This window comes from Spirosoma foliorum, from assembly GCF_014117325.1.
Classification (GTDB): Bacteria; Bacteroidota; Bacteroidia; order Cytophagales; family Spirosomataceae; genus Spirosoma; species Spirosoma foliorum.
In genome coordinates this window covers 1,143,956-1,156,933 of sequence record NZ_CP059732.1, presented here as the reverse complement: position 1 = coordinate 1,156,933, position 12,978 = coordinate 1,143,956, and the positions used below count along the sequence as shown (strand labels likewise).

11 protein-coding genes and 1 riboswitch are annotated in these 12,978 nt (G+C 48.2%); of the genes, 8 read left to right on the top strand and 3 right to left on the bottom strand.

Translation table 11 applies throughout. From position 1 onward, the window contains the following. The first annotated feature begins 50 nt into the window (after positions 1-50). Positions 51-881, top strand: a complete 831-nt coding sequence (locus tag H3H32_RS04745) for a sugar isomerase domain-containing protein (RefSeq protein WP_182461518.1) — start codon at positions 51-53, stop codon at positions 879-881. 50 nt (positions 882-931) lie between these two features. On the opposite strand, the gene H3H32_RS04740 is transcribed toward H3H32_RS04745, so the two are convergent. Next, positions 932-1,852 carry a helix-turn-helix domain-containing protein gene (locus H3H32_RS04740; protein ID WP_182461517.1) on the bottom strand — a complete coding sequence of 307 codons (921 nt, stop codon included), beginning with the start codon at positions 1,850-1,852 and terminating at the stop codon, positions 932-934. Between the two features lie 70 nt (positions 1,853-1,922). Next, on the bottom strand, positions 1,923-2,723 hold the full coding sequence (locus H3H32_RS04735; protein WP_182461516.1) for an SDR family oxidoreductase: 801 nt from the start codon (positions 2,721-2,723) through the stop codon (positions 1,923-1,925). 451 nt (positions 2,724-3,174) lie between these two features. Between H3H32_RS04735 and H3H32_RS04730 the strand changes: the two genes are divergently transcribed. Further along, a complete protein-coding gene (locus tag H3H32_RS04730; protein ID WP_182461515.1) occupies positions 3,175-6,000 on the top strand; it encodes a M14 family metallopeptidase in 2,826 nt (941 codons plus the stop codon). Positions 6,001-6,023: 23 nt separating this feature from the next. On the opposite strand, the gene H3H32_RS04725 is transcribed toward H3H32_RS04730, so the two are convergent. Beyond that, positions 6,024-6,290: a hypothetical protein gene (locus H3H32_RS04725; protein WP_182461514.1), complete on the bottom strand. Its 267-nt coding sequence runs from the start codon at positions 6,288-6,290 to the stop codon at positions 6,024-6,026. On the opposite strand from H3H32_RS04725, the gene H3H32_RS04720 reads away from it, so the two are divergent. From H3H32_RS04720 to H3H32_RS04695, 6 genes are all read left to right on the top strand, one after another. Then, on the top strand, positions 6,283-8,385 hold the full coding sequence (locus H3H32_RS04720; RefSeq protein ID WP_374191817.1) for a M14 family metallopeptidase: 2,103 nt from the start codon (positions 6,283-6,285) through the stop codon (positions 8,383-8,385). The genes H3H32_RS04725 and H3H32_RS04720 overlap by 8 nt on opposite strands. Positions 8,386-9,241: 856 nt before the next feature. After that, positions 9,242-9,310: riboswitch (Fluoride riboswitch) on the top strand. Positions 9,311-9,346: 36 nt separating this feature from the next. Continuing rightward, positions 9,347-10,675, top strand: coding sequence for a voltage-gated chloride channel family protein (locus H3H32_RS04715; protein WP_182461513.1), 1,329 nt, complete (start codon positions 9,347-9,349; stop codon positions 10,673-10,675). A gap of 272 nt (positions 10,676-10,947) precedes the next feature. Then, positions 10,948-11,268 carry an ArsR/SmtB family transcription factor gene (locus H3H32_RS04710; RefSeq protein ID WP_182461512.1) on the top strand — a complete coding sequence of 107 codons (321 nt, stop codon included), beginning with the start codon at positions 10,948-10,950 and terminating at the stop codon, positions 11,266-11,268. Further along, the gene (locus tag H3H32_RS04705; protein WP_182461511.1) at positions 11,265-11,768 is read left to right on the top strand and encodes an SRPBCC family protein; all 504 of its coding nucleotides are present in this window, start codon (positions 11,265-11,267) and stop codon (positions 11,766-11,768) included. The genes H3H32_RS04710 and H3H32_RS04705 overlap by 4 nt, the downstream gene beginning before the upstream one ends. 267 nt (positions 11,769-12,035) lie before the next feature. Beyond that, a complete protein-coding gene (locus H3H32_RS04700) occupies positions 12,036-12,521 on the top strand; it encodes a hypothetical protein (protein ID WP_182461510.1) in 486 nt (161 codons plus the stop codon). A gap of 14 nt (positions 12,522-12,535) precedes the next feature. After that, a complete protein-coding gene (locus H3H32_RS04695) occupies positions 12,536-12,904 on the top strand; it encodes a DUF4180 domain-containing protein (RefSeq protein ID WP_182461509.1) in 369 nt (122 codons plus the stop codon). Positions 12,905-12,978 lie beyond the last annotated feature (74 nt).

The window sequence follows — 12,978 nt, the reverse complement described above, 5'->3', positions numbered from 1 at the left end:
GTCAGCCAACCGTAAACCTCAAACTAACTACCGTAAACCACAAACAATTCATGTCTCTTACTTCCCAATACATTCAAAAAACCAGAGCGATTCTGGAAACAGCAGAACAGCAAGCCGAAGCCATTCTTCAGGCGGCACAGTGGTTTAGTCAGACAATTCTCGCCGGACGGATGGTGCATCTGTTTGGCAGTGGTCACAGTCGTATTATGGTTGAAGAAATGTGGCCGCGTTATGGTTCTTTTCCCGGATTCAACCCGATTGTCGAGTTGTCGCTCTCGTTTCATAATCTGGTGGTAGGAGCCAATGGACAGCGACAGGCTATGTTTCTGGAAAATGTGCCCGGCCTGGCCCAGCGTATTCTGCGGAATTATGATCTGTCAGAACAGGATTCGGCGCTGGTTATTTCGTCGAGCGGCTGCAATGTTGTTCCCATCGAAATGGCGGAGTTGTTTCAGGAGCGAGGGGTAAAGGTTGTTGCTCTGATTACCAAACAGCATGCTGATAACAGTATCAGCAAACGGGCCGATGGTAAAAAATTGAGCGACTTCGCTGATTTAGTGCTGGATACAGGCGCGGCAATGGGTGACGCAATGGTAACCGTTCCAGGTTTGGATACCCCGGTCTCACCCGGATCAACGGTGGGCGGAGCCATTCTGGTAAATTGTATTAAAGCTGAAGTTGCCAACCTGTTGACTCAGGCTGGCCATCCTCCCAAAGTGCTATCGGCCGCAAACGTAGTAGGTTCCGAACGGGCCATATCCTTATTCGAAAGTGCCTATGATGAGCACGCCCACCGGCTGGCAAAACTCTACGAACGAGTTGGCATTCCATCGTATGTTAGTGAACAAACAGATTCCAATTCATTCGAACCGGATCTGTGATTGTGATTACAAACCTATAAGGTCTCAGAGACCTTATAGGTTTTGACTACTCAATTAAAGCTCGCTCTAAATTCAAGCGGAGAGCTATTCGTTTTCGATTTAAACAATTTGCTGAACGATTGGGGATGCTCGAATCCCAGCATATAGGCGATTTCGCCCACAGTCAGATCGCTGATGGCCAATACTTCCTTCGCTTTTTCAATGAGTTTATTGTGAATATGTTGCTGCGTGTTGTGCCCGGTTAGCGCCCGCAGCATATCACCTAAATACCTTGGCGAAACCTGTAATTCGTCGGCAAGATATTGAACCGTTGGCAGGCCTTTTAGCAAGGCTGTTTCGTCGTTAAAATAGGTATGCAGCAACAAATCAAATTTCTCCAGCAAGGCATTATTGATCGACTTTCGGGTAATAAACTGGCGTTTATAAAAGCGCTGACTATAGTTAAACAGCAGCTCCAGATGCGATATCAACACATCCTGACTTAGATCATCGATAGCCGTTTCCAGTTCGTCGCTTATATTTTTAGCAATATTGGTAATAATCGATTTTTCCTTGTCCGATACGTGTAACGATTCAGTCACCGAATACGAGAAAAATCCATAGTTTTTGATTTTGGTATCCAGTTGATAATGCCGAAGGAAATCGGGATGTACCAGCAAGGTAAAACCTACGCTATCATTAGGCGTTTGAAAGCCTGTTAACGGCTGCCCTGGCGACGTAAAAAACATACCGCCCTCATCGAAATCGTAGGTCGTCTGGCCATATTTCATTCGACAACCCGCCGATTCGTTGTAGGTAATGTTGTAGAAATCCATCGCAAAGGGGGCTGCCAGCATTTCATTGGTGATTCTCACTTTGCTATAGTCCAGCATACTAATCAGCGGATGTAAGGGTTGTGGCAAGCCAAAAGCCCGTTGCATTTCTGTAATAGACTGGTAGACACGTGGTTTGTTGCGCTGTTCTCCTTTCATGGCTCTTTAAAGATATTGCCGGTACAGATGAGAAACCATTTGTACCGGCAAAGTAATTCCAATACGTTTATCAGGCTTCTGCCAACAGTTGCTTAATACCTTCCCGGAAAGCCTCATCGCCTACGGCAAGGCGCTGGGCGTACAGGGTTTTAGCGTCTTCGCCACACACATAGCGCAATGTATGCTTGCCATCCGTAGCGGCCTCATACACCACTTCGGCAATCTGCTCGGCCGTAGAAGCCGCTTTATCGGGCGTGATAACTGCCAGAAATTTCGCCAGTAATGATTCATAAGCCGGATGTGAAGCAATCACAGACTTAGCCCCAATTTCGGTAGCCACCAAACCGGGTTCGATGGTTTTGATACCAACCCCGAATTCGGCTAATTCAAACGAGAGACTTTCGCTCCAGCCTTCCAGCGCCCATTTACTGGCATCGTACATCGAGCTAATCGGGAAACCCATCAAACCCGCCGACGAACCCGTGGTGATAAAAAGCCCGGCTTTCTTCTCCCGGAAGTATGGAATAAATGCCTGCGTAACCCGAACAACGCCCAGAAAATTGGTTTCCATTTGCTGAACCAGTTGCTCGTCGGTAGTAGCTTCCAGAGCACCCATCAACGCGTAACCTGCATTGTTAAACACAACATCTATATCGCCCAATGACAGAGCTTTCTGGGTAGTCTCTTTAATCTGCTCCCTGTCTGTCACATCCAGCGGCATTAGGGTTATATTGTCTAGTAGATTCAGTTCACTTTCGGCCTCTGGCTTACGCAGAGTAGCAATCACGTTCCAGCCTTTGGCGGCAAATAGTTTTGCTGTTGCTTTCCCAATTCCGGTCGAAGCGCCGGTAATAAAAATGGTCTTTTTCATTTGCTCTCGTTTGTTTTCGAGATGCAAAGCTCCTGTGCCAGCGGTTGGTGCCTGTAGCGAAACTGGTAAATCTTGTAGTCAAAATGACGAAAGGCCTTAAATTATCAGCCAATGGCTCTCCTCTATTCTCTCAACCTCTACTGTTCGCCACCGGTATTTCTACCTAATGCAAAACCAGCTCAAGGCTTACCAAAGGCCTTATTCATGGATTTAGTCAACACATCGTCCAGTCAGCACTTACAACCGACTACAACCGCTGTTTATTGAAGATAAAGAAGATTATATTTAAATTAACGGGTTATTAAAAATTTTCTTCTTTCCGTATACTCATTAATAAAATCCAATAAATTATATTGAATTCCGATCTGATTTATGCCTTTAGGCACCTTCGTCAATTGAAACTGCACACCCCTATACTAACTCGTATAAAACCCAAATCAATTCATCAATAATGCGTTATTCTACTTACTCAGTCTTTGCGATGCTGCTAATCAGTCTTAGCTCAGCATTGGCTCAGACAATTCCTTCGCCTAAGGAACATTTCGGTTTCGACATCGGCGACGATTATCACCTCGCAACCTATACCCAAACCGAAGCCTACGTTAAGAAAGTAGCTGTGGCCTCGGATCGAACAAAGTTGATGGACATTGGTCTGACCGAAGAAGGTCGGCACCAGTTCATGCTCATCGTTTCGTCGCCAGCCAACCTAAAAAACCTGGCGCATTTTAAAGAGATTTCGCAGAAGATGGCCCGCGCCGAAGGACTGACTGAAGATCAGGCCCGCGCGATGGCTACTGAAGGTAAAGCTGTCGTCTGGATTGACGGAGGCCTGCATGCCACCGAAACCGTTGGTACGCATCAGCTCATCGAAACCATTTACCAGTTGACGAGCCGGAAAGATCCAGAAACGATGCGGATTCTGGATAATACCATTATCCTGCTGACCCACGCTAACCCCGACGGCCAGGAGATTGTCACGAACTGGTACATGCGTGAGCCAAAACCCGAAAAACGGTCGCTGGACAACGTTCCTCGTTTGTATGAGAAATATGCCGGTCACGACAACAACCGCGATTTCTTCATCATGAACCTGAAAGAAACCCAAAACATTGGTCGTCAATTGTTTATCGAGTGGTTTCCTCAGATCATGTATAACCACCACCAGGCTGGTCCGGCAGGTTCGGTACTGGCTGGCCCCCCTTACCGCGATCCATTCAACTACGTGTTCGATCCGCTGATGGTAACGGGTATCGACGCATTGGGCGCGGCCATGATTAACCGGATGAATGCCGAAAACAAACCGGGTTATACACGCCTGGGCGGTTCGGTTTTCTCGACCTGGTACAATGGCGGTCTGCGTACAACCACGCACTTCCACAACATGATCGGCCTGTTGACCGAAATCATCGGCAACCCAACACCCGAAGAAGTTCCGCTGGTGCCTAGCCGCCTGATTCCGAACGGCAATACGCCGTTTCCTGTAACTCCTCAGAAATGGCATTTTAAACAGTCTATTGACTATTCGGTGTCATTGAACTATGCCGTACTTGATTACGCGGCTCGCTATCGGGATGAATTGTTAATGAACATCTACCGCATGGGCAAAAACTCCATCGACCGGGGTAGCAAGGATTATTGGGGACTGTCGCCGAAGAAAATCGACGCGATCAACCACGCCTTCCAGGCCGACCCTAAGAAGCCAACATCGAACTCAGCCAACGCGGCTTTGGCACAATACGGATTTATTCCACGCGGGGGTGGCATGCCTGTTAAATATTACGACACCATCATGAAGGCTCCCGTTCTGCGCGATCCTCGTGGATTTATCATTCCGGCCAATCAACCTGATTTCGCAACGGCCGTCAAGTTCGTTAATGCGTTGATTCGCACGGGCATTCAGATTCAACAAGCCACTGCCGACTTTACGGTAGCGGGCAAAAAATACCCCGCGGGTTCGTACGTCGTGAAATCGGATCAGGCGTTCCGTCCGCACTTACTCGATATGTTTGAGCCACAAGACCACCCAAATGATTTCCAGTATCCGGGCGGTCCTCCAGTTCGTCCATACGATGCCGCTGGCTGGACGTTGGCCTATACCATGAACGTTCAATTTGACCGGATTCTGGATGGCTTCGATGGCCCCTTCAAGAAACTGCCTTATGGCGAACTCCAATCGCCCGAAGGTCACGTAACGGGGGCTGCTGGTGGTGGTTATCTATTGAGTGCCAAAGCCAACAATTCGTTCATTGCCGTTAATGACCTGTTGGCTTCGGGAATCGATGTGTTCCGGTTACCTAATGGAGTAGGCGGCAAATCGACCGTAGAATCAGGGGCGTTCTTCGTTCCCGCTTCGGCTAAGGCCAAATCCCTTCTGGACAAATCAGCTAAAGATTTGGGAATCGAAGTGACGGGTATTGCTAAAAAACCAACGACCTCGATGGCCAAAGTATCGCCCATGCGCATTGCGCTGTGGGATACCTATGGTGGCTCGATGCCGTCGGGTTGGGTTCGTTTCCTGATGGAACAATATCACTTCCCAATGAAAGTGATTTATCCTGCCGACATTGATGCGGGTGACCTGAAGAAGAAGTTCGACGTAATTATCTTCGTAACGCGCGCTATTCCCCCAGCAACGGGTGCCGATAACGACATTTTCCGTGGTTTTGATCGGGAGCCCAAAGAAGAAAGTACGCCCGCAGAATACCGTCCGTGGTTAGGTAAAATCACCGCAACCAAGTCGATTCCGCAAATCAAAGCGTTCCTGGAAGCAGGTGGCTCAGTTGTTACGATTGGCACCAGCACCAACCTGGCGTACCACCTGAAACTACCCGTCAAAAACGCCCTGACCGAAATGACGGCTGCGGGTACTGAGCGCCCACTGCCGAACGAGAAATACTACATTCCAGGTAGCGTGTTGCGCGTGAATCTTGACTCAACTCAGCACGCCACCTGGGGTATGCCTAGCCTGACCGATGTTTATTTTGATGCCAGCCCCGTGTTTAAAATCGCGCCTGAAGCCATTGCAAAAGGCACGGTTGTTCCACTCGCCTGGTTTGAAACCAACAAACCACTACGTAGCGGCTGGGCCTGGGGACAATCGTATTTGCAGGATGGCATAGCAGCCTTTATGGCTCCCATTGGTGCAGGTAAATTCTATGCTTTTGGGCCCGAAATTACCTTCCGGGCACAGGCGCAGGGTACCTTTAAACTGCTTTTCAACCAGCTTTACGGCTCGGGCAAAAGTGGCTCGCAAGGCAGCGATATTGTTAGCGAATAATCGCTCACTAAACTAACATAACATTACACTTCCTCAATAACTAAAAACGAAAAACCGCGTCCGGTGTCACACTCCTTTTGGATATGATGCAGGGCGCGGTTTGCTTTTTGTAGCTTGACTATGTGAATACTACGCTCAACGATGGCGCGAACGTCTTCGTTCGTGCTGATTATTCCCGGCCTCTGGCCGGAATAAGTTACTAGCAAATCGGCCAGAGGCCGAAGAATAGTCAGCACGAACGAAGACGTTCGCGCCATCGCATTACTTAACACCTCCTCTCTAATGATCAAACTTTTCAAATTGAGTATTGCCCTCTTCTTGTTCAGTCAAACAGTTGGGAAATCACAGACAATTCCATCGCCCAAGGAGCATTTTGGTTTCAATATTGGCGATGATTATCAGCTCTCGAATTACACGCAGACCGAAGCGTATTTCAAGAAGTTAGCGGCTTCGGATCGAACTAAGCTAATCGATATTGGGCTAACCGCCGAAGGTCGCCATCAGTACATGCTGGTTGTTTCCTCGCCCGAGAATATCAAGAAACTAGCTCGATACAAGGAGATTTCCCAGCAGCTCGCCCACGCCGAAAATCTCACCGATGAGCAGGCGCAGGCTTTGGCGAACGAAGGGAAAGCCGTGGTCTGGATTGACGGTGGACTTCACTCGACAGAGACCGTTGGGACTATGCAGCTCATTGAAACGGCCTGGCAATTGGTGAGCCGCAAAGACCCTGAAACGCTGCGGATACTGGACAACGTCGTGGTGCTACTTACCCATGCTAATCCCGATGGGCACGAACTTGTCGGCAACTGGTACATGCGTGAGACGAACCCGGAGAAGCGTACGCAGGAATTTCTGCCGAAACTGTATCAGAAATACATCGGGCACGACAACAACCGCGACTTCTTCATCATGAATCAGCGAGAAACGCAGAATATTGGCCGGCAATTGTTTGTCGAATGGATTCCCCAGATTCTATATAATCACCACCAACGCGGGCCAACGGGTACGGTGCTAGCGGGCCCTCCCCTACGCGATCCGTTCAACTACGTACTTGATCCGCTGACCGTAACGGGCATGGATGCACTGGGTTCGGCCATGATCAACCGCCTGAATACGGAGAACAAACCAGGCTACACACGCCTGACGGGCACACCTTATTCGAACTGGTTTAACGGCGGTTTGCGTTCGACGACGCTCTTCCACAACATGATCGGGTTGCTGACTGAAATCATTGGTAACCCAACGCCCGAAGCTATCCCGCTCGTCCCCGACCGACTAATTCCCAATGTGAATTCGCCCTTTCCGATCACCCCACAGAAATGGCATTTTAAGCAATCCATCGACTATTCGCTCTCACTCAATTACGCTGTACTGGATTATGCCGCTCGTCAACACGATCAACTATTGTACGGTATTTATCGGATGGGCAAAAACTCCATTGAACGAGGCAGCAAAGATTCCTGGACGCTGTATCCTAAACGCATTAATTCTATCACGCCCATTTATCAGGCCGATCAGCGAAAAAACAACTCCACTGGCCGAACTTCCGGCGAGATAATTCCACGGGCTGGCGACATTCCCACGGCTTATTATGACTCGCTCGTAAAAGCCCCAAGTCTCCGCGACCCTCGTGGGTTCATCATTCCGGTCAATCAGCCCGATTTTGCAACGGCCGTTACGTTCATTAATGCCCTGATGAAGAATGGTATACAAGTTCAGCAGGCAACTGCCGATTTTACAGTAGCGGGCAAGAAGTACCTGGCAGGCTCCTATGTGGTCAAAACAGATCAGGCGTTCCGGCCACACGTGCTGGATATGTTTGAACCGCAGGACTATCCCAACGATTTTCAGTATCCAGGCGGTCCTCCGCTCAAACCATACGATGCTGCTGGCTGGACGCTGGCTTACCTGATGAATGTTCAGTTTGACCGGGTTCTGGATGGCTTTGATGGCCCCTTCAAGAAACTGCCTTACGGTGAACTTCAATCGCCCAAAGGTCATGTAACGGGGGCTGCGGGCGGTGGTTATTTGTTGAGTGCCAAAGCCAATAACTCGTTCATCGCCATCAATGACCTGCTGGCGTCGGGTATCGATGTGTTCCGTTTGCCCAATGGTGTGGGTGGCAAATCGACCGTAGAATCAGGGGCGTTCTTCGTTCCCGCTTCGGCCAAAGCCAAATCCCTGCTGGACAAATCAGCTAAAGATTTGGGTATCGAAATGACGGGGGTGGCTAAAAAGCCAACCACATTGAATGAGCAAAGTATCGCCCATGCGCATTGTGCTGTGGGACACCTACGGCGGGTCGATGCCGTCGGGTTGGGTTCGTTGGCTGATGGAGCAGTATCATTTCCCGATGAACGTGATTTATGCTCAGGACATTGACGCGGGCGATTTGAAAAAGAAATTCGACGTCATTGTTTTTGTAACGCAAGCCATTCCTGCCGCTGGGCGCGAAAACGAAGCATCCGGTTTTGCCGCCCGACGCGAACCGAAAGCCGATGAAATTCCAGCCGAGTATCGTCCGTGGCTAGGCAAAATCACCGCTAGCAAGTCGATTCCGCAGATCAAAGCGTTCCTGGAAGCAGGCGGATCAGTCGTTACGATTGGCACCAGCACCAACTTGGCGTACCACCTGAAACTGCCCGTTAAAAACGCCTTGACCGAAATGACGGCTGCCGGTACCGAGCGCCCCTTGCCGAACGAGAAATTCTACATACCGGGCAGTGTATTGCGGGTAACACTGGATTCGACTCAACAGGCGACCTATGGTCTGTCGACGTTAACGGATGTCTATTTCGATGCCAGTCCAGTATTTAAACTAGCGCCAGAAGCTATTGCCAAAGGACTAGTAACGCCCCTCACCTGGTTTGCCACCAACAAACCGCTGCACAGTGGTTGGGCCTGGGGACAATCTTATCTACAGGATGGTGTGGCCGCTTTTATGGCCCCAGTTGGCGCGGGTAAATTCTACGCCTTCGGGCCAGAAATTACCTTCCGGGCACAATCGCAGGGTACGTTTAAATTGCTGTTCAACCAGCTTTATAGCTCGGGCAAAAGTGGATCGCAGAATTAGCAACCCGTTGGTGAATAGCGCGGTACAAACGAAAACTTCACTTCCTCAATAACTAAAAACGAGCTACCGCGCTTGCCTCACACGCTCTTTGATTGTGAGGTAAGCGCGGTTTACTTTTCAATACGATCTATTTGCGAGGTTACTGGCAAGCGTTTATCTTTGTGTAGAGTTACAGGAAATGGTGTCTTCCTGACCCAACCGCCCTCTTGTGGGGATGATGGCGCCTATTAGATCAAAACGTTGGTTCAGCGTTCTAATAGGTACTGCTATATGTCATCATCTCGTTTTCGTATCCCACGTCCGCTTGCTCTACTCTTCTGGAAGCAACCCATTTTATTTTTTCTGGTCAAATGGCTACTACTGTCGTCCTTTATCGGGCTGTTAGTTGGTTCCGCATCAGCTTTGTTTCTGGTTTCGCTCGATTGGGCAACTGCCTGGCGAGAATCGCATCGATGGGTCATTACCCTGTTGCCCGCGGCCGGGTTTCTAGTCGGTGCTTTGTATCACTACGCAGGCCAGGATATAGAAGCGGGGAATAATTTACTGCTGGCTAACATTCACCGGCCATCAAAGATCATTCCGCTAAAAATGGCACCTTTCATATTGATCGGTACGATTGCTACTCACTTGTTCGGCGGATCGGCAGGTCGCGAAGGTACGGCTCTGCAAATCGGTGGGTCTATCTCCGATCAGTTCACCAGACTCTTCCAACTGCGTCCACGAGATCGGCGCTTGTTGCTGATTGCGGGTATTGCAGCCGGATTCGGTTCAGTATTTGGAACACCTTTGGCCGGGGCCATCTTTGGGCTGGAAGTATTTTTACTTGGTCGAGTCCAATACGACGGGCTGTTTCCGGCCTTTGCAGCTTCTTTTTTCGCAGACATGACTACTCGTGCCTGGGGTGTTGGGCACACTCACTATCACATTCCCGTTGTGCCTCAGCTCACGGTTGCCCATGTGTTGTGGGCCATGCTGGCAGGGGCTCTTTTCGGCGGTTGCTCCGTCATATTTAGTACACTCACTCACTCCATCAGCAGCTTTTTTAAAAAGCGGGTGGCTTACCCACCCCTTCGTCCGGTAATTGGCGGAGCACTGGTAGCGCTGGCAGTTTTTGCGCTGGGGACAACCAAGTACATCGGCCTGGGTATTCCGACTATAGTGGCTTCGTTTACAACGCCGTTACCACCGTATGACTTTGCCTTAAAAATCCTGTTCACCGCTTTAACGCTTGGGGCAGCTTTTAAAGGCGGAGAAGTCACACCGCTGTTTTTTATTGGCGCTACACTAGGCAATGCACTTTCCTTTTTCATTCCATTGCCTACTGGGCTACTAGCCGGGATGGGTTTTGTTGCGGTGTTTGCGGGTGCGGCTAACACCCCTTTGGCCTGTATTCTGATGGCGATAGAACTGTTTGGAGCAGATTGTGGGCCATATGTTGCCATTGCCTGTGTGATGGCCTATTTCTTCTCTGGACATCGGGGTATCTATGGCTCACAAGTTATAGGGCAACCCAAACACCTTGTCTATAGTCGCCATACAGGTCAAAATCTGGCCAATCTGAGAACGATTCGATCCAAAAAAGAGCACGCAAAACACTGATTTTGTCCTGCTCAAACTGTCGACGCTTCGCATTTATCTGCATCATGGGCAACGGGTGCTGCTAGCCTCAATTTGAGGAAAACTATACTGATAATCAACACCTAAACCATCAAGTAGAATCAACCGCGCGGGCGAATCCGAGAGTCTCTATAGTCTAAATTGGACAAGTACTATTTATTGATTCTGATAAAAAATAGCAAAAGCACTTGTACAACCAATTAGTTGCGCGTATATTTGCAACCAGTTAGTTGCACAATTAAATCAGGGGATCAATGAGACGGGATATTTTTCAAGCCATTGCCGATCCAACAAGGCGGGCCATTATTTTACTGATTGCCTCTCAGGCTATGACTCCCAATGCCATTGCCGAACATTTTGACACAACTCGACAGGCGATATCCAAGCATCTCCACATATTGGTTGAGTGCGAATTGGTAAGGCAGGACCATCAGGGCCGAGAGATCTATTACCGGCTGGAACTAACCAAAATGAAAGAAATCGATCAGTGGCTTGACCAGTTTAGAAAGCTCTGGGAAAGCCGCTTCAATGAACTTGACAATGTATTAGCAACACTTAAAAACGACAGAAAATGAACTCCAACTTAGCATTTGATTTTTCCGTAGATAAGGCCAACAATACCATCACGGTAAAACGTGAATTTGCCGCCGAACTCCCATTAGTTTGGGACGCGTACACCAAAAGCGAAATTCTGGACCAATGGTGGGCACCTAAACCCTGGAAAGCAAGAACCAAAACAATGGACTTCCGAGAAGGCGGTCATTGGCATTATGCGATGGTAGGCCCAGAAGGTGAGGAACATTGGTCCTGGATTGATTATCAGCACATTCAACCGCAACAAAACTTCAAAGGTCTCGACGCCTTTGTCGAGCCAGATGGTACGCTGAAAACAGATTGGCCACGGTCGGCCTGGGACGTAACCTTTGCCGATAAAGGCGAAGTAACCCTTGTTGAAATCAACATTTCTTATGATGACCTAGCCCAACTGGAAGCCACTCTACAGATGGGCTTTAAAGAAGGGCTGTCGATGGCTATGGAAGGCCTGGACGAACTGCTTCCTTCCTTGAAGAAATAGCAAAACGGATACGCACTAGAACGGCCAGATTCATGTCATCGCTTGATGATGATATGAATCTGGCCGTTCTGTCTGGCCAAGTTATTTTATTGATTATCAAATCACTAATAAGTAGTTAGTGCAAAAATCAACAAACATTATGTATTCTTGCCGAAGCCATTAAAACATCTGGCGGCAGAGCATTATCAGTAACCTCATGATACCCGTAGTTAGCAGCCGAAAAAAAAAGTGTTGACGCTACTACGCATCACCCTACTTGCCTCGCTCATGGCAGGGATTTATGGCATCGTACACGATCAACTTACCTACACGATCTCACCAGAGTATTATACCAAGTTCAAGTTTTACCAATTTGGTCTTATGGATTCGGACGACAAAGTCCTTTTCCGAAATCTGCGTATAGACGTTGCTATAGTTGGTTTCCTGGCAACCTGGTGGATGGGCTTGCTAGTCGGTCTTATTATGGGGCTTGTCGGCTTCATTCATAAAGATGCCCAGCAGATGTTCCGAATAACCATTAACGCCCTATTCGCAACTATTTTTGTTGCTTTCCTAACCAGCCTTACCGGATTCATTTACGGTACATTATATGCAACTGATATAGCCGTAGACTGGTGGTTTCCCGATAATCTGACCGACCGAAAGAGCTTTATTCTCGTTGGTATAATGCACGACTTTAGCTATTTAGGTGGACTGATGGGGCTACTGGCTGGTATCTTTTACAGCCTACGAAAGAAACGTATTCAACAATAAGCTGACCTAAGCAAATGGAGGAATTACAAATTATAACTCACCAGCAAAACGACCTGAAAATTGCCGAGGTTATTTCAAGGGATATTCTTATTAAAAACATTGACGACGGTAAAGATTTAGCTGCTAACTTATATTATCAGGGCTTCGACAATGTGATTATTCACAACAAAAGTATTGCGCCAGATTTTTTCGATCTAAAAACGAAAGTTGCAGGAGAAATACTTCAAACGTTTTCAAATTTCAGAATCAAGCTCGCTATCGTTGGCGATTTTACTACTTATGCCAGCAAAAGCCTAAATGATTTCATTTTTGAGAGTAATAAAATGGGACGAATAAATTTTGTTAGCTCGATAGAAGAAGCAGTAAGTAAGTTTGGACAGTAAGACAACAGTAATGTCTTTTTTGTCATTCCGACGCCAGGAGGAATCTCAAACTCCCTAAACGAGAATCTTGAGAT

Coding starts and splice junctions, on each gene's coding strand:
- H3H32_RS04745 (WP_182461518.1), top strand. CDS start 51: ATGTCTCTTACTTCCCAATACATTCAAAAAACCAGAGCGATTCTGGAA.
- H3H32_RS04740 (WP_182461517.1), bottom strand. CDS start 1,852: ATGAAAGGAGAACAGCGCAACAAACCACGTGTCTACCAGTCTATTACA.
- H3H32_RS04735 (WP_182461516.1), bottom strand. CDS start 2,723: ATGAAAAAGACCATTTTTATTACCGGCGCTTCGACCGGAATTGGGAAA.
- H3H32_RS04730 (WP_182461515.1), top strand. CDS start 3,175: ATGCGTTATTCTACTTACTCAGTCTTTGCGATGCTGCTAATCAGTCTT.
- H3H32_RS04720 (WP_374191817.1), top strand. CDS start 6,283: ATGATCAAACTTTTCAAATTGAGTATTGCCCTCTTCTTGTTCAGTCAA.
- H3H32_RS04715 (WP_182461513.1), top strand. CDS start 9,347: ATGTCATCATCTCGTTTTCGTATCCCACGTCCGCTTGCTCTACTCTTC.
- H3H32_RS04710 (WP_182461512.1), top strand. CDS start 10,948: ATGAGACGGGATATTTTTCAAGCCATTGCCGATCCAACAAGGCGGGCC.
- H3H32_RS04705 (WP_182461511.1), top strand. CDS start 11,265: ATGAACTCCAACTTAGCATTTGATTTTTCCGTAGATAAGGCCAACAAT.
- H3H32_RS04700 (WP_182461510.1), top strand. CDS start 12,036: ATGGCAGGGATTTATGGCATCGTACACGATCAACTTACCTACACGATC.
- H3H32_RS04695 (WP_182461509.1), top strand. CDS start 12,536: ATGGAGGAATTACAAATTATAACTCACCAGCAAAACGACCTGAAAATT.